16 protein-coding genes are annotated in these 17,677 nt (G+C 67.4%); 10 read left to right on the top strand and 6 right to left on the bottom strand.

The annotated features are described in order from the left end of the window. The first annotated feature begins 176 nt into the window (after positions 1 to 176). Entirely contained in the window at positions 177 to 3,095 is a 2,919-nt protein-coding gene (locus ACSYAO_RS17975) for a TonB-dependent receptor (protein WP_149908747.1), read from the top strand. Between the two features lie 96 nt (positions 3,096 to 3,191). On the opposite strand, the gene ACSYAO_RS17970 is transcribed toward ACSYAO_RS17975, so the two are convergent. Further along, positions 3,192 to 3,449, bottom strand: a complete 258-nt coding sequence (locus tag ACSYAO_RS17970) for a DUF2789 domain-containing protein (protein ID WP_006390068.1) — start codon at positions 3,447 to 3,449, stop codon at positions 3,192 to 3,194. Positions 3,450 to 3,555: 106 nt separating this feature from the next. On the opposite strand from ACSYAO_RS17970, the gene ACSYAO_RS17965 reads away from it, so the two are divergent. From ACSYAO_RS17965 to ACSYAO_RS17945, 5 genes are read left to right on the top strand one after another with little or no spacing between them, the layout of a single operon-like run. Then, positions 3,556 to 4,143 carry a biliverdin-producing heme oxygenase gene (locus tag ACSYAO_RS17965; RefSeq protein ID WP_049462876.1) on the top strand — a complete coding sequence of 196 codons (588 nt, stop codon included), beginning with the start codon at positions 3,556 to 3,558 and terminating at the stop codon, positions 4,141 to 4,143. A gap of 31 nt (positions 4,144 to 4,174) precedes the next feature. Beyond that, positions 4,175 to 4,642 carry a YbaN family protein gene (locus ACSYAO_RS17960; protein WP_049462875.1) on the top strand — a complete coding sequence of 156 codons (468 nt, stop codon included), beginning with the start codon at positions 4,175 to 4,177 and terminating at the stop codon, positions 4,640 to 4,642. Further along, positions 4,629 to 5,357 (top strand): tonB-system energizer ExbB, encoded by a 729-nt coding sequence (gene exbB / locus ACSYAO_RS17955; protein ID WP_049462874.1) that lies wholly within the window; start codon positions 4,629 to 4,631, stop codon positions 5,355 to 5,357. The genes ACSYAO_RS17960 and exbB overlap by 14 nt, the downstream gene beginning before the upstream one ends. Before the next feature lie 9 nt (positions 5,358 to 5,366). Continuing rightward, complete coding sequence (gene exbD / locus ACSYAO_RS17950) at positions 5,367 to 5,792, top strand: TonB system transport protein ExbD (RefSeq protein WP_012512025.1); 426 nt, start codon at positions 5,367 to 5,369, stop codon at positions 5,790 to 5,792. Beyond that, a complete protein-coding gene (locus ACSYAO_RS17945; RefSeq protein ID WP_049462873.1) occupies positions 5,789 to 6,508 on the top strand; it encodes an energy transducer TonB in 720 nt (239 codons plus the stop codon). The genes exbD and ACSYAO_RS17945 overlap by 4 nt, the downstream gene beginning before the upstream one ends. 93 nt (positions 6,509 to 6,601) lie before the next feature. Here ACSYAO_RS17945 and ACSYAO_RS17940 read toward each other — a convergent pair whose 3' ends face one another. Then, positions 6,602 to 8,644 (bottom strand): sodium-translocating pyrophosphatase, encoded by a 2,043-nt coding sequence (locus ACSYAO_RS17940; protein ID WP_049462872.1) that lies wholly within the window; start codon positions 8,642 to 8,644, stop codon positions 6,602 to 6,604. 308 nt (positions 8,645 to 8,952) lie between these two features. On the opposite strand from ACSYAO_RS17940, the gene ACSYAO_RS17935 reads away from it, so the two are divergent. After that, complete coding sequence (locus ACSYAO_RS17935; protein ID WP_049462871.1) at positions 8,953 to 9,456, top strand: hypothetical protein; 504 nt, start codon at positions 8,953 to 8,955, stop codon at positions 9,454 to 9,456. Positions 9,457 to 9,578: 122 nt separating this feature from the next. On the opposite strand, the gene ACSYAO_RS17930 is transcribed toward ACSYAO_RS17935, so the two are convergent. The 3 genes from ACSYAO_RS17930 to ACSYAO_RS17920 form a co-directional block, all read right to left on the bottom strand. Next, on the bottom strand, positions 9,579 to 9,968 hold the full coding sequence (locus ACSYAO_RS17930) for a DUF488 domain-containing protein (RefSeq protein ID WP_049462878.1): 390 nt from the start codon (positions 9,966 to 9,968) through the stop codon (positions 9,579 to 9,581). A 120-nt stretch (positions 9,969 to 10,088) separates the two neighbouring features. Next, positions 10,089 to 10,883 carry a hypothetical protein gene (locus ACSYAO_RS17925; protein ID WP_049400701.1) on the bottom strand — a complete coding sequence of 265 codons (795 nt, stop codon included), beginning with the start codon at positions 10,881 to 10,883 and terminating at the stop codon, positions 10,089 to 10,091. A gap of 205 nt (positions 10,884 to 11,088) precedes the next feature. Further along, the gene (locus ACSYAO_RS17920; protein ID WP_049421714.1) at positions 11,089 to 12,345 is read right to left on the bottom strand and encodes a 6-phosphofructokinase; all 1,257 of its coding nucleotides are present in this window, start codon (positions 12,343 to 12,345) and stop codon (positions 11,089 to 11,091) included. 136 nt (positions 12,346 to 12,481) lie between these two features. Between ACSYAO_RS17920 and ACSYAO_RS17915 the strand changes: the two genes are divergently transcribed. The 3 genes from ACSYAO_RS17915 (at position 12,482) to ACSYAO_RS17905 (ending at position 15,313) form a co-directional block, all read left to right on the top strand. Beyond that, on the top strand, positions 12,482 to 13,045 hold the full coding sequence (locus tag ACSYAO_RS17915) for an adenylate kinase (RefSeq protein WP_032128385.1): 564 nt from the start codon (positions 12,482 to 12,484) through the stop codon (positions 13,043 to 13,045). Positions 13,046 to 13,373: 328 nt separating this feature from the next. Then, positions 13,374 to 14,738: a UDP-N-acetylmuramate:L-alanyl-gamma-D-glutamyl-meso-diaminopimelate ligase gene (gene mpl, locus ACSYAO_RS17910; protein WP_049462870.1), complete on the top strand. Its 1,365-nt coding sequence runs from the start codon at positions 13,374 to 13,376 to the stop codon at positions 14,736 to 14,738. Then, positions 14,735 to 15,313 (top strand): LON peptidase substrate-binding domain-containing protein, encoded by a 579-nt coding sequence (locus ACSYAO_RS17905; RefSeq protein ID WP_032128383.1) that lies wholly within the window; start codon positions 14,735 to 14,737, stop codon positions 15,311 to 15,313. Before mpl ends, ACSYAO_RS17905 begins: the two co-directional genes overlap by 4 nt. A 312-nt stretch (positions 15,314 to 15,625) precedes the next feature. Here ACSYAO_RS17905 and ACSYAO_RS17900 read toward each other — a convergent pair whose 3' ends face one another. Beyond that, positions 15,626 to 17,620 carry a bifunctional DedA family/phosphatase PAP2 family protein gene (locus tag ACSYAO_RS17900; RefSeq protein ID WP_049460646.1) on the bottom strand — a complete coding sequence of 665 codons (1,995 nt, stop codon included), beginning with the start codon at positions 17,618 to 17,620 and terminating at the stop codon, positions 15,626 to 15,628. Between the last annotated feature and the right edge of the window lie 57 nt (positions 17,621 to 17,677).

Raw genomic sequence — 17,677 nt, 5'->3', positions numbered from 1 at the left:
AGCAAGCAGCCGACCCACGGTCGGCACCTGCCGCGGCCGCAAATCGCTCTTGGGGTTGCCGCGCTTTCATCCGTCTTACTCCGCGAACGTACCCGCCGCCGCCAGTACGTCGCCGTGTCCGCCCGTGTTGCGGATGTCGCCGCGCCCGCGGCACCGATTACCTGACAGGTTCCCCCATGTTCGATCTCCATCGTCCGGGCCGCATGCCGCGCCCGTCCCGCCTGTGCATCGCCCTGCTGGCGGCCGGCCTGGCCAGCGCCGCGCCCTCCGTACTCGCGCAGGATGCCAGCGGTGACCACGCTGCCGTGCAGCGCTTCGATATCCCCGCGCAGCCACTGGACGAGGCGCTGCGCAGCTACATGCGCCAGTCCGGCGTGCAGGTCGTGTACCCGGCCACCCTGGCCCGGGGTGTGACCTCGCGTGCGGTCAGCGGCAGCCTGTCGGCCAGCGAGGCTTTGCAGCACCTGCTGCAGGGCAGTGGCCTGGCGGTGCGCCGGGTCAGTGCCGATGCGGTGACCCTGGAAGCGGCAGCGTCGGCGCAGGCCGACAGCGGTGTGATCGTCACCGATACGCTGAGCGTGGCCGGCGACCGTATCGACAGCGGCGCAACCAGCGACGAGGCGCGCCTGCTCGACGGCTATCGCAGCGTCGGCTCCACCGCCACGCTCAACCGCACGCACCTGGAGCGATTCCGCGGTACGTCCAACGGCGACATCGTCAAGGGCGTGGCTGGCGTCACCGCCGGTGATCCGCGCGTGGGCAACGGCTTTGACGTCAACATCCGTGGCATCCAGGGCCAGGGCCGTGTGCCGGTGATCATCGACGGTGGCCAGTCCAGCATGGATACCTACCGTGGTTATGCCGGCCAGTCGCAGCGCACCTACCTCGACCCGGACCTGATCTCCAGCCTGACCATCACCAAGGGCCCGAGCCTGCAGGCCAACGCCTCCGGTGGCATCGGCGGCGTGGTCGAGATGGAGACGCTGAAGATCGGTGACGTGCTGCGCGAAGGCCGGGACTTCGGCGTGCGCGTGCGTGGCGGCCTGGCCAACAACAGCGCCAACAACCTGCCGTCCTACAGCGCCGCGCCGCGTACCGACCGCAGCGCCACCGGCAGCCAGTTCTTCAACGTGGCCGCTGCGGGACACTGGGATCGCTTCGATCTGGTTGCCGCCTACGCCTACCGCGACAACGGCAACTACTTCTCCGGCAAGCATGGCTACGATGACTTCCCGCAGACCCGGCGCACGCTGGCACCGCTGAATCCGCCGCGTACCGAGGTGTTCAATACCTCGGCGCGCTCGAAGTCGGCGCTGCTCAAGGGCACCTGGCGCATCGACGATGCACAGACCCTGGAAGCGGGCTACCGCCGCTACGAGGGCACCGCCGGCGAGATAATGGCCTCGCAGATCATCCGTGTGGATCGTGACCGCATTCCGCAATGGGACCCGGGCCACGTCGACATGGACAGCTACACCCTGCGCTATCGCTTCAACCCGGACAGCGAGCTGGTCGACCTGCGCGTCAACGCCACGTACACCGACACCGACAGCGTGATGTACAACAGCCTGACCGGCATCACCCCCTGGTACTTCGATCGCCGTACCGAGTGGTACGACGCGCCCAGCTTCAGTGGCGACCCCGGTTACAAGGATGCCTACCGCAATCCGCTGCGGCAGAAGCGCTTCGGCCTGGATGCCAGCAACACCTCGAAGTTCGATACACACGCCGGTGCATTCACCCTCGACTACGGCCTGTCCTACAGCGATGAGGACATTGCACCTGGCAGCTCGGGGCCGGTCATGCACGATGACCTGATCAACAACCGCTTCCTGCGCAACGCCGAGCGCAAGGAATACAGTGCCGTGGCCTCGCTGAAGTGGCAGCCCGATGAGCATTGGGAACTGCTGGCCGGCGGCCGCTGGAACCGCGTGGATGTGCATGACCGCAACCGCCTGGCCACGCCCGATGCCTACGAGGTGCAGGGCCAGTACCGCTACACCGAGCTGCTCAATGGCAACCCGGCGCTGCCGTCGTGGCGGGCCAAGCGCATCGCGCTGCTGAACTGGTATCCGGACGCCAACGGCAATTTCACCCAGGAATCGCTGCTGGCTTCACCGTACAAGAAGGGTACGGTGGGCGACATCGGTGGCTGGAACTTCTACGACGCCGGCAAGGCGCAGGACCTGGAGGTGCCGGTCAGCTGGAGCTGGTCGCAGCCGATCCGTCGCCGCGACACCGCGTTCTCGCCGACCGCCAGCGTGGCCTACCGCTTCAGCGAAGACACCATGGTCTACGTGAAGTATGCCGAAGGCACCAAGCTGCCGAGCCTGTTCGAGACCACGCTGGGCCTGTTCACCGCCGCCAAGCCGGTGGGCGAGCTGAAGCCGGAGCGTGCGCGCAGCTGGGAGATCGGTGCCAGCACCATCCGCTATGACCTGTTCACCGCCGGCGACCGCCTGGCGCTGAAGCTGGCGTACTTCGATACCCGCATCGACGACCTGATCACCCGTGACTACCGCACGCTCTCGGCCGGCCTGATCCGCAACGTCGACCAGTTCAAGGTCTCGGGCATGGAGTTCCAGTCCAGCTATGACAGCGGCAAGGTATTTGCTGATCTGTCCGCGCACTATTACTTCAAGGCCAAGACCTGCGCACCGGACATCGCAGCCGAGCGCCGTGCCTATGGTGCACAGCGCAGGAACGATGAACTGGCCAACACGCCGAACTGCGTGGACGGCGGCTTCGAGGGCTCGTACACCAATACCCAGAACCCGCCGCGCTACATGGTCAACCTGACCCTGGGCTCGCGCCTGTTCGACGAGCGCCTGACCTTCGGTACCCGCGTGGTCCACAACGCCGGTCCGATCAGCAAGCTGGACAAGGATTGGAACGTGGGCCTGTCAGCGATCCAGCAGCTGTACCGGCCGACCACCCTGGTCGACCTGTTCGCCAGCTGGAGCTTCAACGACCAGCTGTCGGTGGAAGCCGGCGTGGACAACCTGACCGACCGCTACTACCTGGATCCGCTGGCCCTGGGCGTGATGCCGGCCCCGGGCCGCACCGCGCGCCTGGCGTTGACCTGGAAGTACTGATCGTCGGGGGCGGATCCCTTTCCTGCAGAAAGGGCTCTGACCCCAGCGGGAGACAACGGTAGCGCCGGGCCATGCCCGGCGCCTTCCTCCAGCCAGTTACAGCCCGGTCGCCGCCTTCACGGCATCTTCGTGCAGCGACTCGTTCAGCTCATCCACCACCGTGGTCCATGCCGCATCGGCCTGCAGCGACTCGGACAGGAACTGGCGCTGGGCATCGTTCCAGTACGGCGCTTCGACCACTTCCACATCGGTGGCCAGCTGGTGTTCGCGGATGAAGCGGGCGATGCCCTCGGCGCTGGCGTCCAGGCCCAGCTGCAGGAACAGGTTGGTCATGCGCGGTTCGGTGGTGATCATCGTCGGTTCCTGCGGGAAGAAGGGATACGCCATTATCGGTGCACATGGCCTTGGGGAAAGCCCCGTGGCGAACGTCTACAGCAGGACGACCCCCTTGGCATCCCCCATGAACGCACACATCGCCCCTGAAGACAGCCGCAGCCTGCGGCTCAAGGCCGCCACCCGCGACAGCCATGGCGCGCTGGACAAGCGCATCATGGCCGGCGACATCTTCGCCGACCGCAGCAACTTCGCCCGTTTCCTGCGCGTGCAGTACCGCTTTCATCGCAGCATCGATGCGCTGTATGCCAACCCTGCGCTGGATGCACTGCTGCCGGACCTGGGTGAGCGCCGCCGCCTGACCCAGGTGGCGCGCGACCTGCAGGATCTGGAGCAGACCCTGCCGGGGGCCGACATCGCGGCGTTGCCGTCCGATCTGGAGCTACCCGCCGCATTGGGGTGGCTGTATGTGGCCGAAGGCTCCAATCTCGGCGGCACCATTCTGTACAAGATGGCTGCCAAGCTCGGCCTGGATCGTGATTTCGGCGCCCGTCACCTGGCCGCGCACCCGGATGGCGCGGCGCGCCACTGGCGTGAATTCACCGCTGCGCTGGATGCGGTGCCGCTGAGCACCGAGCAGGAGCAACAGGTGATCGATGCGGCGGACGCCGCCTTCCGCAGCGTGCACGGCCACGTCGAAGTGGAATTCGCCTGATGCACGCCTCCCGCCTATCGGCGCAACGCTGATGCGCTGGCTCTGGTTCGCGCTGGGCTGGGTGATGGTCGGCCTCGGGGTGATCGGCGCGCTGCTGCCGGTGATGCCGACCACCATCTTCCTGATCCTGGCCGTTGGCTGCTTCGCGCGCAGTTCGCCGAAGTTCGAGCAACGCCTGCTGGCGCACCCGCGCTACGGCCCATCACTGCGGCTGTGGCGCGAGCAGGGCGCGGTGTCGCGCAAGGGCAAGACGTTTGCCAGCGCCGGCATGGCGGTGGGCTTCGCGCTGTTCTGTTGGGGCGCACATCCGTCCTGGCGGCTGCTGCTGGGCGTGGGCCTGTTCTTCGCGGTCAGCGCCGGCTACGTGCTCAGTCGGCCCGCACCGCGGTTGGAGCCCAACCCGGTCGTGGAAGTGGACGACGCCAATGATCCGCGCACGGTACGCCGCCGTGCAGCGACCCCTGATGCTGATGGAAAACGAGACGATGCTGCCTGCTGACCTGGCCCCCGTGGCTGCCCCTGCACTGACGCCCTGGGGCATGTATCTGGCCGCCGACGTGGTGGTGAAGACAGTGATGATCGCGCTGGCACTTGCCTCGCTGGCCACCTGGACCGTGCTGCTGTCCAAGGGCTGGGAGCTGGCCCGGCAGGGCCGGCAGCTGCGTGCAGCGCGCGCGCTGTTGCTGCAGGCGCCGAGCCTGCCCGGCGGGAGCGCAGAGGCCAGCCTGCAGCAGGGCACCGCACTCACCATGCTGGACGCGGCGCGAACCGAGCTGCGCCTGTCGCAGGATCTGGACAGCCGCGATGGCATCAAGGAACGCGTTGCCTCGCGCCTGGACCGCATCGAACTGGAAACCGCGCGCGTGCAACGGCGCGGCATCGGCGTGCTGGCCAGCATCGGCGCGGTGGCGCCGTTCGTCGGCCTGTTCGGCACGGTGTGGGGCATCATGAACAGTTTCATCGGCATCGCCCACAGCAACACCACCAACCTGGCGGTGGTCGCGCCCGGCATCGCCGAGGCTCTGCTGGCGACCGCGCTGGGTCTGGTCGCAGCGATTCCCGCCGTGCTGGTCTACAACCACTTCAGCCGTGTACTGGCCGGCCTGCGGGGCCTGCTCGGTGATCTGTCGGCGGCCGTGCAGCAGCTGGTCTCGCGCGATCTCGATCGTGCCGTGCTGCGTACCGCAGCGGCACCGCTGCGTGCGGTTCACTGAGGCACGACGATGGCGATCAGGACCGCGTCCGACCGTGACGATGCACCGGAAGAAGCGCACGAGATCAACGTCACGCCCTTCATCGACGTGATGCTGGTACTGCTGATCATCTTCATGGTGGCCGCACCGCTGGCCACCGTGTCGGTGCCGGTCCAGCTGCCGGCCAGCAATGCCAGCGCCACGCCGCCGGAACAGGCACCGGTGTATGTGACCGTGCAGGCCGATCTGTCGCTGCGCGTTGGTGAACAGGCCGTAGCGCGCGACGGGCTGGCGGCTGCATTGCAGGCGGCCACTCACAGTGACACCACGCAGCGCATCTTCCTGCGTGCCGATACCCGCGTGCCCTATGGCGAACTGATGGCCACGCTGGATGCGCTGCGCGCGGCCGGCTACCTGAAGGTGGCACTGGTCGGCCTGGAGCAGGGCGCACGATGAGTGGACTGCGGCGCTGGGCGACCAGCCTGGCGATCGTGCTGCTGGTGCATGCGTTGTTGATCGGCGCGGCCTGCTGGTGGGCGACGCGCGCACCGGTGCTGGCTACGACGGCGCCGCCCGCTGCGCTGATGCTGGAACTGGCGCCGATGGCGCAGGCACCGCCGGTGCCGCCGCGCGAGGTTGCGACCGGCCCGCTGCAGCAGCAACAGCAGCGGCAGGCGCCGAAGCCGGCCCTTCGCGAGCAGCCGAAGGCGCCGGTGCAGCTGCAGGGTGACCTGCCGCCGCCGCGTACACCGGAGCCGACGCCGTCGCCGGACACCGCTGACGCCAATGTCGCGCAGACCAGCGCACCGCCGCAGGTGGCGGCTGATGCGGCCACACGCAACACCGCACCGCAGACCACGGCGGGTGAGCGCAGTCGTGCCGAGGCGACCTGGGAAGGACGCCTGCTCGGGCACCTGCAGAAACACCGCCGCTATCCGCGCCAGGCCGAGCGTCTGCGCCAGCAGGGTGTGGTCTACGTGCGCTTTGCGGTTGCCCGCGATGGCGCGGTCTCGGGGTTGAAACTGGGCCGCAGCAGTGGCTTCGCGCTGCTCGACCAGGAGACGCTGGACACCGTGCAGCGGGCCAGCCCGGTACCGGCGCCGCCGGCCGAAGTGGCCGGCGACCCGGTGGACGTGATGGTGCCGGTGTCGTTCTTCCTGCGCGGGCGTTGACCTCGTAGCGTCGAGCTTGCTCGACCGCTCTTGCGGTGTGGGCCAGAAGCAGTCGAGCAAGCTCGACTCTACGGGTTTGCGCATGGTGTGGATCTACAGCAGCGGCACCAGCAGCAGCGCCACGATGTTGATGATCTTGATCAGCGGATTGATCGCCGGACCGGCGGTGTCCTTGTAGGGATCGCCAACGGTATCGCCGGTCACTGCCGCCTTGTGCGCCTCGCTGCCCTTGCCGCCGAAGTGGCCGTCTTCGATGTACTTCTTGGCGTTGTCCCAGGCGCCGCCGCCGGTGGTCATCGAAATGGCCACGAACAGGCCGGTCACGATCGTGCCGATCAGCAGGCCGCCCAGTGCGCGCGGCCCCAGCAGCAGGCCGACCACCACCGGCACCGCCACCGGCAGCAGCGAGGGCACGATCATTTCGCGGATCGCCGAGCGGGTCAGCATGTCCACCGCCTTGTCGTACTGCGGCTTGCCGGTGCCCTGCATGATGCCGGGGATCTCGCGGAACTGGCGGCGCACTTCTTCCACCACCGCACCGGCGGCGCGGCCGACCGCTTCCATCGCCATCGCACCGAACAGGTACGGAATCAGGCCGCCGATCAGCAGGCCGATGATCACCGTGTGGTCGCTGAGGTCGAAGCGGAATTCCTGCCCCGGATGTGCCGCCTGCAGGTTGTGGGTGTAGTCGGCGAACAGCACCAGTGCCGCCAGCGCCGCTGAGCCGATCGCGTAACCCTTGGTCACTGCCTTGGTGGTGTTGCCCACCGCATCCAGCGGGTCGGTGATGTCGCGGATCTCCGAGGGCAGCTCGGCCATCTCGGCGATGCCACCGGCGTTGTCGGTGATCGGTCCATAGGCATCGAGGGCGACGATCATGCCGGCCATCGACAGCATCGCGGTGGCGGCGATGGCGATGCCGTACAGGCCCCCAAGCGCGAACGCGCCCCAGATTGCCGCACACACCGCCACCACCGGTAGCGCGGTGGACTTCATGGAAATGCCAAGGCCGGCGATGATGTTGGTGCCATGCCCAGTGGTCGAGGCCTGTGCCACGTGCTGCACCGGCTTGTACTGGGTGCCGGTGTAGTACTCGGTGATCCACACGATCAGGCCGGTCAGCACCAGCCCGATCAATGCGCAGCCATACAGCGCCATCGGCCCATGCACGTTGTCACTCATCAACCCGGTGGTGATCGGGTAGAAGGCGATGGCGGCCAGAACGCCGGAGACGATCACGCCCTTGTACAGCGCCCCCATGATCGAGCTGCCCCGGCCACTACCCGGTTCGCCCACCTTGACGAACAGTGCGCCGATGATCGAAGCGATGATCGATACGCCGCCCAGCACCAGCGGATACAGCACTGCATTGGCGCCGGCCTCGGCCAGCATCAGGCTGCCCAGCAGCATGGTGGCGATGACGGTGACCGCATAGGTCTCGAACAGGTCGGCGGCCATGCCGGCGCAGTCGCCCACGTTGTCACCCACGTTGTCGGCGATCACCGCCGGGTTGCGCGGGTCATCCTCGGGAATGCCGGCTTCGACCTTGCCCACCAGGTCGGCACCGACGTCGGCACCCTTGGTGAAGATGCCGCCGCCCAGGCGCGCGAAGATCGAGATCAGCGAGGAGCCGAACGCCAGCCCGACCAGTGCATGCAGCGCCTGGTCCATCTGCAGGCCCATCCGCAGCAGCAGCGCGTAATAGCCGGCCACGCCTAGCAGGCCCAGCCCTACCACCAGCATGCCGGTGATCGCGCCGCCGCGGAAGGCGACGTCCATCGCCGCGCTGATGCCGTGGCGGGCAGCTTCGGCGGTGCGCACGTTGGCGCGTACCGACACGTTCATGCCGATGTAGCCGGCCGCGCCGGACAGCACCGCACCGATGGCGAAGCCGATCGCGGTGTACCAGCTGAGGAAGATGCCGACCAGCACGAACAGCACCACGCCGGCGACGCCGATGGTCAGGTACTGGCGGTTGAGGTAGGCACGCGCACCTTCCTGGATCGCGGTGGCGATCGCGATCATGCGTTCATTGCCGGTGGGTTGGCGCAGGATCCAGCGCGCCGAGACGATTCCGAACAGGATCGCGAGAATGGCGCAGCCCAGCGCCAATGACAGCCCGTGACGTTCCAGCATTAGACCCCTCCGCAGAATGGATGTAGGCATCCAGTGGCGATGAACGGCACCACGAGGGGGACGACGGGCTGCAGCCTGGAACCAACCCGTACCGACCTTGGTGGTCGTCCGACGTATGGCGGTGTTCAGCATTCCCTGGTGGCCGCAGTATGCGTGCCGCGCACTGTAGAGTCGAGCCGTGCTCGACTGGTTTTTACGAGCCCCGCCGCATGCCGCCAGTCCATGGGCATGATTCGAAAGCCGCAGGCCTTTGCACCCCGTTAAGCCAGCCTCTGCAAGCCTGCGCCCAGTCCCGTAGGAGATTCCCCATGCGCCTGTCCCTGTTGATGCTTGCCACCCTGGTCCCGGCCGTACCGGCACTCGCCGCGGAAACCCCGGAGCTGCAGCGCGCCGTGGGTGCCCCCCAGACCGTGGGCGCGGTGCACACCCTGCGGCAGATTCCCGAGGCCTGCGCGCGCCTGGAAGGTGCCTTCACCGGTCAGGCGGCCGAGCCGTATCGCTTCGCACCGGTGCGGACCAGCGAGCAGTGCCAGCCGCGCGCGCGCTTCGTCGACTATGCCAAGGCGCAGCCGAGTGTGGACAAGGGCTGGAAGCTCAATGATGTGATCCGCGTGCCCAGCGCCGCCTGCCCGGCACAGCAGGCCGTGGTGCGCGTGTGGCGCCTGCCGTCGAGCAACAAGGTCGAGCTGGACGGGCAGGGCCAGTCGCGCATCTATCTGGAAGAGGCCAAGAAGCAGGCCGCCGCCGGCCAGATTCCGCAGGTGACGATGTTCGCCGCGCAGCTGCAGATGGAAGGCAAGGCCTGCAATTGAGGCCGTCCAGCAGCGCGCATCAACGCATGGCGTGGATCTACTTCGCTGCGCATCGGTAGTGCCGGGCCATGCCCGGCGGGCAACCTGGTAGTGCCGGCCGCTGGCCGGCAACCCTGCAATCATCACTCCGCCAGCGTCGCCCCGCGCGCCACCAGCAGCTCTCGCAGGGCCCTGCGATGGCAATGCGCTTCATCCTCGCAGTAGCACCCCACGCTGATGTCGCTGTGCTGTGACATCGCGGCCAGAAGATCCAGCGCGTGGGCTGCATCCGGCGCCTTCATCTCGGCCTTGTAGTGGCGGAAGAACGCATTCCAGTCGGCCGCGGTTTTCGCTTCGTGCGCCCGCTTTACCAGTTCCGCGCTGGGTGACAGGGTCGGGAACCAGACGTCGTACCAGTCCTGTGTCGCGAACTCACTGCGCGGCACGCCGCGTGGCGGCCGCCGCACGGTACCGATGCGCAGCCCTTCGCCGGGGTGGCGCGGCGTACCCAGTCGAACAACACGCAGTGCCATGATGACCTCCGGACGGGGCATCCATCATCCTGCGATGCACGTGCGCCAGGTGTGAACCGCTGTGGAAACGAAAAGGCCCGGGCGCCTGCGCACCCGGGCCTTTTCCCATGCTGGCAGCGATCAGTTGCCGCGGCAGTCCTTCAACCACAACACACGACCAATCTGGTCGTAGCTGTCGACCACACCGGTCAGCGTCACCTTCTCGCGCGGGCGCAGGGCCAGCGCATACGCGGCCTGGTTGGCTGCAAACGAGCAGGAAATGGCCACGCGCTCAAAGTCGATGCTGCCATCGCTGGGCAGGTCAAAGCTGGTGTTGTAGGTGCCGCCACTGCGCAGCACGGAGGTGATGCGACCGGTGATGGCGTAGGTCTTGCCCTTGTAGCGCGGCTCGACCGCGGCCGGGTTGTCCTTGTTCTGGTTGCGCAGCTGGAAGCCGAAGCGGTCGGCGGCAATCGTCACCACCGACGCCTGCGGAGTGGCCTTGGCCGCCTGTTCGCCAGCCTTGCCCGGCTTGATCTGGTTGAGCAGCTTGCACATTTCTTCGCGCACGCCATCGGCCGAGGCAATGGCGCCCTTGTTGACCTTCACCACCATGCCGACGGTGCCCTGGCCGCCTTCGGAGGTGGCACTGATGATCATCGGAATCGGCTTGTGGGCCATGGATTCCGGCTCTTCGATCAGCATCGAGCCGCCTTCCACGTCCTCGCTGAGGACGTCCATGTTGGCGTTCTTGGCGATCACCCGCATCTGGCCGATGGCACTGGCCACGGTCAGGTCCGGATGGGTGACCGATGAGGTGAAGGTCGTGCCGACGAAGGGATTGCCCTTCTTCTGGAAGTTGCTTTCGCAGGTCGCAGCGAAGGCCGGCGCGGCGGCACCGCACAGCAGCGCGGCGATCAGGATCGGGTGCTTCATGGTTACAGTCCTTGTGAAATGGCAGCACAGGCCCGGGCCTTGAAGGCCGGGCAGCGTCGAATCTGGCTTGCGGCGGCCCCTTTGCCCCGGGCCGGAGCCCGATTGTGGGGTGCTTCGGCGGCCGCCGCAATGTGCCCTGCGCTCCGCACAGGGCTCAACACAAAGGGGCGTATACGACTTAATCCCCTCCGTCCCCTTTTTCGGCTCAGCCCTCGAAGGCCGGCAGCTTCTGCTTCACGGCCACGTTCTTCAGCGTCACGTACTTCGGCAGGCCGTCGGTGCCGTACGGCAGCGGGGCTTCGCCCTTGATCAGCGGCGACAGGTAGGCGCGTGCCTTGGCGGTGATGCCGAAGCCGTCGCGGCGGATGAAGCCGGCGGGCATCTTCTTTTCATGATTGGCGATCTTCGACAGCGGCGCCGCTTCGATCTTCCAGCGATAGGGCGCATCGCTGCTGCGCACGATCACCGGCATCACGCCGTTCTGTCCCTTCAGCGCCAGCTGCACGGCGGCCTTGCCGACCGCCTGCGCCTGCTCCCAGTCGGTCTTGCTGGCCAGGTGGCGGGCCGAGCGCTGCAGGTAGTCGGGCAGCGCCCAGTGCACCTTCAGGCCCAGCTGATCCTTGACCCGGCCGGCCAGGTGCGCGGCCACGCCGCCCAGCTGCGAGTGACCGAACGAGTCCTTGCCGCCGCCCGCGTCGGCGACGAAGCGGCCATCGGCGGTGGCGATGCCTTCCGACGCCACCACCACGCAGTAGCCGACGCGCTCGACCACCGCCTTGACCTTGGCCAGGAACGCCGCTTCGTCATAGGCGCGTTCGGGCAGCAGGATGATGTGCGGCGCTTCGTCATCGCCGTTGCCGGCCAGGCCGGCGGCCGCAGCCAGCCAGCCGGCGTGGCGGCCCATGGCCTCGTAGATGAAGACGCGGGTGGAGGTCTCTGCCATCGCCGCCACGTCCAGCGCCGCCTCGCGCACCGACACGGCGGTGTACTTGGCCGCCGAGCCGAAGCCGGGGCAGGTGTCGGTCACCGCCAGATCGTTGTCGATGGTCTTGGGCACGCCGATGCAGGTCAGGTCGTAGCCGGAGGCCTTGGCCAGCTGCGAGACCTTCAGCGCGGTGTCGGCCGAGTCGTTGCCGCCGTTGTAGAGGAACCAGCGCACGTCGTGCGCGCGCAGCACTTCCAGCAGGCGGTCGTAGCGGGCACGGTCGGCGTCCAGCGATTTCAGCTTGACCCGGCACGAGCCGAAGGCGCCGCCCGGGGTATGGGCCAGCGCGCGGATCGCGGCGGCACTCTCTTTGCTGGTGTCGATCAGCTCCTCGCGCAGGGCGCCGAGGATGCCGTTGCGGGCGGCCAGAACCTTGATGCCCTTGGCCCGGGCCTGCTCGATCACCGCCGCCGCCGTGGCGTTGATGACCGCGGTGACACCGCCGGACTGGGCGTAGAGGAGAGTACCGTTGCGCATGCTTCTACCTGCTCGGGGGAGGGGACATTGCAGGGACATTACCCGGATGCGGTAAAGTGGCGCTATTGCGGTGCAGCGATACCGGTCCGTCCGGGACGCGAACCTTCTTTGTTTTCAACACGTTGGAGTCAGGTCAATGCGATTGGTTCTGTTGGGACCGCCCGGTTCGGGCAAGGGGACACAGGCGACGCGCCTGAAGGAAAAGCTGGGGATCGCCCACATTTCGACCGGTGACATGCTGCGCGCGGAAATCGCCGCGGGCACGGAGCTGGGCAAGCAGGCCAAGACGGTGATGGATGCCGGCAACCTGGTGTCGGACGACATCCTGCTGGGCATGCTGGAGTCGCGCCTGACCCAGGCCGATGTCGCCAAGGGCTTCATCCTCGATGGCTACCCGCGCAATGTGGCCCAGGCCAATGCGATGGACGGCCTGCTGGCCAAGATCGGCCAGCCGCTGGATGCCGTGGTGCAGCTGGACGTGGCCACCGAACTGCTGGTCGAGCGCATCGCCGGTCGTGCCAAGGAACAGGGCCGCGCCGATGACACGCCGGAAGCGGTGCGCCAGCGCCTGCAGGTCTACAACGACCAGACCGCCCCGGTGGTCGACTTCTACGCCGGCCGTGGCACCCTGGCCCGCGTCGACGGCGTCGGTGAGCTGGACGAGATCGAAGCCCGCATCCTGGCGGCGATCAAGGGTTGATCCTGCAGGGCCGGTGCACTGCCGGTCCTTCGGGCGCAAAAAGCACAGGCCTGGTCCGCGAGGACCAGGCCTGTGTCGTTTGATAGGCGCCAGCAGAGGGCTTGCTCAGGGCCCCGCAGCATGAGCTCCCTTGGGGATGGCCTCTTGGGGAGTAGGACCGGTTCGGGTACTGCGGCTGGCAGTTCGAATTGTGTCCGGGTTCACAGAACATCGCTATCGGGATTTCCCTGACAGATGATTGGAGTTTTCTCACATCCTGTGTAGGACTTGTCTTACCCCGGATCGGACATTGGCCCTATACAGCCGTCATCGGTCACAATCCTCGGTCATGAGCAGCGTACATATCCTTGCAATTGCCGGCACCTTCATGGGCGGCGTGGCCGCCCTGGCGCGGGAACTGGGCCATACGGTCAGCGGCAGCGACCAGGCCATCTATCCGCCGATGTCGACCCAGCTCGAACAGCTGGGCATCACCCTGGACCAGGGTTACCGCGCCGACAGCGTGCCGGCCGGCACCAATGAGGTGGTGATCGGCAACGCGCTCTCGCGCGGCAACCCGGCCGTGGAGGCCGTGCTCGACGCCGGCCAGCGCTACATCTCCGGCGCCCAGTGGCTGTCCGAACAGGTGCTGCCGGGCCGCGACACCCTGGCCGTGGCCGGTACCCACGGCAAGACCACCACCACCACCATCCTCACCTGGCTGCTGGAAAGCGCCGGTCGTTCGCCCGGTTTCCTGATCGGCGGCGTCGCCGAGGATTTCGGCGTCTCCGCCCGCCTGGGCCAGGGCCGCGAGTTCGTGGTCGAGGCCGACGAGTACGACACCGCCTTCTTCGACAAGCGCAGCAAGTTCGTGCACTACCGGCCGCTGGTGGCCATCCTCAACAACCTTGAATACGACCACGCCGATATCTTCCCCGACGTGGCCGCGATCCAGCGCCAGTTCCACCATCTGGTGCGCACGGTGCCGGCGCGTGGCCGACTGATCGTCAACGGTGAGGATCAGCACCTGGCCGAAGTGCTGGCGATGGGCTGCTGGACGCCGGTCGAACGCTTCGGATTCGATCCGTCGCTGGAATGGCATGCCGAGCTGCTGGCCGCCGATGGCAGCGCCTTCCGCGTGCATCACCGCGGGCAGGCAATGGGCGACGTGCAGTGGTCGTTGCTGGGCCGCCACAACGTGCTCAACGGCCTGGCTGCGCTGGCCGCCGCGCATGCGGTGGGCGTGGCACCGGCCGACGTGATTCCTGCGTTGTCACGCTTCCGCAGCGTCAAGCGCCGCATGGAAGTGATCGGCCACCATGACGGCATCACCATCTACGACGATTTCGCCCATCACCCGACCGCGATCGCCACCACACTGGAAGGCCTGCGTGCCAAGGTGGGTGATGCGCGCATCGTGGTCGCGATGGAGCCGCGCAGCAATTCGATGCGACTGGGCGCACACGCGCAGGCGCTGGCTCCGTCGCTGGCGCTGGCCGATGAAGTGGTGTTCCTGCATCGCCCGGAACTGGCCTGGGATGCCGCCGCGGTGATCGCCGCGGTGCGTGGCGAAGCGCACGCGGTGCCCGATACCGACGCGTTGCTGGCGCAATTGCAGGCCAGCGCGCGCAGTGGTGACCACGTGGTGTTCATGTCCAACGGTGGCTTCGACGGCGCGCCGCGTCGCTTCCTCGCCGCGCTGCAGGCCCGATGAGCGTCGACGGTTCGCTGCCGCTGTTTCCGCTGCACACCACGCTGGTGCCGGGTGCGGCGGTAGGCCTGCGCGTGTTCGAGCGCCGCTACCTGGATCTGGTCCGCGACAGCGGCCGCAGTGGTGAGGGGTTTGGTGTCTGTCTGATCCTCGATGGCGAGGAAGTCGGCGCACCAGCGACGCCGGCCGCCTATGGCGTGCAGGTACGCATCGAAGACTTCGATGTCGGCGCCGACGGCGTGCTGCAGTTGCGCCTGCGTGGTACCCGCCGCTTCCATGTCGAGCGCACCCGCGTACGCGACAACGGCCTGGTGGTGGCCGACGTGCGTTGGTGTGATGAAGACCCGGACGATGAGCTACGGCCGCAGCATGCGCTGCTGGCCACGGTGCTGGGGCACATCATCGAACAGGCCGGCGAGGCCTATGCGCCGGCCAACCCGGCGTTGCTGGACCAGGCCAGCTGGGTCGGCTGGCGGCTGGCCGAACTGCTGCCGCTGAGCGAGCAGCAGCGCCTGCAGCTGCTGCAGATGGATGACCCGCACCAGCGATTGCAGCAATTGCTGGGCTGGATGCCGTAACCGATAACCGCCAACCAAGGTTGGCCACTACCAGAGCGCAGCGGAACCGGGAAACGCCAACCAGGGTTGGCAACAGCCAGAGCGCGCCGGAACCGGGAAACGCCAACCAGGGTTGGCGACAGCCAGAGCGCGCCGGAACCGGGAAACGCCAACCAGGGTTGGCGACAGCCAGAGCGCACCGGAACCGGTAGCTGCCAACCTTGGTTGGCGACGGCCAGAGCGCGCCGGAACCGGTAGATGCCAACCTTGGTTAGCAGCCTTCACCCGAAGCGCCAACCAAGGTTGGCGACTACCAGAGAAGCACCGGCTCGATCACGGCTTGGTCTTCAACCGCAGCACCGGCAGCCCGGTTTCGCTGTGCACATCCTCCCGCTGCGGCAGGTTCTGCACGGCGTCCTTCACCGCGTTCAACGCCGGGTCGACACCACGCAGCGGGTGCCACATGCCGATCCATTCGAAGTGGCGCTCGTAACGCAGGGTCTGTGCACTGCCCAGCCACAGCGGCGTGTTGCCCGGCTGCAGCTGCGCGGGTGCCGGCCACAGGCGCAGCACATAGCGCTCATCCGGCTTCGCACCCTGGCGCACCATCAGCAGTGCTTCCACGCGGGTGTCCAGCGTGGCCGGCAATACCGGCAGCTCATCGGCGCCGGTGTTCTTGTCCAGCATCAGCAGCGCCTGCTGCCAGCCGGCCTGCTCCTGCCGCTTCCAGCCGCGGGCTTCCAGCTGCGCCTGCAGCGGCGCCAGCGGGCCCGCCACCTGCACGTCCAGCGGCCAGCGCTGGTCGTCGTCGAATTCGTTGCGGCGCGCCGGCAGCGTGGCCCAGTCGTGCTGCCACCAGGCTTGCGCATCCATCGCCTGCGGTGCCGGCAGGGTCGGCTCGAACCGCTCCAGCTTCACCGGAATGTGGCGCGGCGCGTACCACATCGCCGCCACGGCGAAGACGCCGTAGAACAGCCAGGCCACCGGCTTCACCCAGAACGAGCGGTTGAAGCGGCGGCGGTAGGCGATGCCCAGCACCAGCAGCCAGAACGTGCCGAACAGCATGCCGCCGATCACATCGCTCAGCCAATGCGCACCCAGGTACAGGCGCGAGAAGCCGATCAGGCTGACCACGATGCCCGACACCAGGTAGGGCCAGACGCGGGTGCGACCGGGCATCTCGCGGGCGATCAGCACCGCGAAGAAACCGAAGGTGATGGTGGCCATGGTCACCGACACCGACGGGAAGCCAAAGCCGCTGCTGGCATCGACCGGGCGCACCACATCCACGGTGGCACCGAGCAGCATGGTCAGGGCCAGGCCGAAGGCAAGCGCGGCCAGCCAGTGCGCGGCTGCCATCCAGCGCCGGCGCCAGATCAGATAGCCCATCGCCGCCGCGGTGGCCGGCAGCAGTACCTGCCAGGCGCCCAGCGATGCCAGCGCGGCCATCGGGTAGTCGGCCAGCGGATTGCGCAGCGCCAGCATGGCCTGGTGCACCAGGAGGTCGATCGCCAGCGGCTCGCCGTGTGCGACCACCACGGTCAGTAACGCGAACCAGCCCCAGCCCAGTACCAGCAGCATCAACGCCAGCATCGCCAGCGGCACCGATTCGCGGCGCTTGGGATCAAGCACGCCAACGGTGTAGCGGCCCAGCGTCGGGTGACGGTTGGACCAATCCAGCAGGCGCGCCAGCCAGTTGTCCATGCGCGCGGCCGACCAGCGATAGCCGTACAGCACGATGGCCCAGACCAGGCCGAGGATCACCGCCAGCAGGCCGACCACCACCACCAGTCGTCCGGCCACGGCGGCCACGGCGTCATACGCCTCGCCAAGAATCCAGCCCGGCGCCAGGAACAGCACCGCCCAGGAGATGCTGGCGATGCCGCTGGCCTGCACGTAACGGCTGGCGGGCATCTTCATCATGCCGGCGATGGCCGGCACGAACGGTCGGATCGCGCCGACGTAGCGTGCGATCAGGATGCTTTTGAAGGCATTGCGGCGGAACAGGTTCTCGCCGCGGTCGAGCAGCTGCGGGTAGCGGCTGAACGGCCACACGCCGCGCAGGCGGTCACCCCAGCGGCGGCCGATCCAGTAACTGATACCGTCGCCGGCAAATGCGCCCAGGGCTGCAGCCGCCACCGCGTACGGCCCGGAGATCTGGCCCAGGCCGATGAACACGCCCACCGCGAACAGCAACGGCAGCGCCGGCACGATGGCGCCAAGAATGATCACCGCATCGCAGAAGGCGATGAGGAAGATAACGGCACCCGCCAGCACGGGGTGAGCGGCAATCCACGCGAGGGTGGCGTCGATCCATGAAGAGTCCATTGCCCGATTATAGGGGCGTGAAGGTGACTGGTTCCCAGCCGCTTCGTGACCGTTTGC

Source organism: Stenotrophomonas sp. STK16_22 (assembly GCF_051984505.1).
Taxonomy (GTDB): domain Bacteria; phylum Pseudomonadota; class Gammaproteobacteria; order Xanthomonadales; family Xanthomonadaceae; genus Stenotrophomonas; species Stenotrophomonas maltophilia_A.
This window is presented reverse-complemented; position numbering and strand designations above follow the sequence as displayed.

Coding starts and splice junctions, on each gene's coding strand:
- ACSYAO_RS17975 (WP_149908747.1), top strand. CDS start 177: ATGTTCGATCTCCATCGTCCGGGCCGCATGCCGCGCCCGTCCCGCCTG.
- ACSYAO_RS17970 (WP_006390068.1), bottom strand. CDS start 3,449: ATGATCACCACCGAACCGCGCATGACCAACCTGTTCCTGCAGCTGGGC.
- ACSYAO_RS17965 (WP_049462876.1), top strand. CDS start 3,556: ATGAACGCACACATCGCCCCTGAAGACAGCCGCAGCCTGCGGCTCAAG.
- ACSYAO_RS17960 (WP_049462875.1), top strand. CDS start 4,175: ATGCGCTGGCTCTGGTTCGCGCTGGGCTGGGTGATGGTCGGCCTCGGG.
- exbB (WP_049462874.1), top strand. CDS start 4,629: ATGCTGCCTGCTGACCTGGCCCCCGTGGCTGCCCCTGCACTGACGCCC.
- exbD (WP_012512025.1), top strand. CDS start 5,367: ATGGCGATCAGGACCGCGTCCGACCGTGACGATGCACCGGAAGAAGCG.
- ACSYAO_RS17945 (WP_049462873.1), top strand. CDS start 5,789: ATGAGTGGACTGCGGCGCTGGGCGACCAGCCTGGCGATCGTGCTGCTG.
- ACSYAO_RS17940 (WP_049462872.1), bottom strand. CDS start 8,644: ATGCTGGAACGTCACGGGCTGTCATTGGCGCTGGGCTGCGCCATTCTC.
- ACSYAO_RS17935 (WP_049462871.1), top strand. CDS start 8,953: ATGCGCCTGTCCCTGTTGATGCTTGCCACCCTGGTCCCGGCCGTACCG.
- ACSYAO_RS17930 (WP_049462878.1), bottom strand. CDS start 9,968: ATGGCACTGCGTGTTGTTCGACTGGGTACGCCGCGCCACCCCGGCGAA.
- ACSYAO_RS17925 (WP_049400701.1), bottom strand. CDS start 10,883: ATGAAGCACCCGATCCTGATCGCCGCGCTGCTGTGCGGTGCCGCCGCG.
- ACSYAO_RS17920 (WP_049421714.1), bottom strand. CDS start 12,345: ATGCGCAACGGTACTCTCCTCTACGCCCAGTCCGGCGGTGTCACCGCG.
- ACSYAO_RS17915 (WP_032128385.1), top strand. CDS start 12,482: ATGCGATTGGTTCTGTTGGGACCGCCCGGTTCGGGCAAGGGGACACAG.
- mpl (WP_049462870.1), top strand. CDS start 13,374: ATGAGCAGCGTACATATCCTTGCAATTGCCGGCACCTTCATGGGCGGC.
- ACSYAO_RS17905 (WP_032128383.1), top strand. CDS start 14,735: ATGAGCGTCGACGGTTCGCTGCCGCTGTTTCCGCTGCACACCACGCTG.
- ACSYAO_RS17900 (WP_049460646.1), bottom strand. CDS start 17,620: ATGGACTCTTCATGGATCGACGCCACCCTCGCGTGGATTGCCGCTCAC.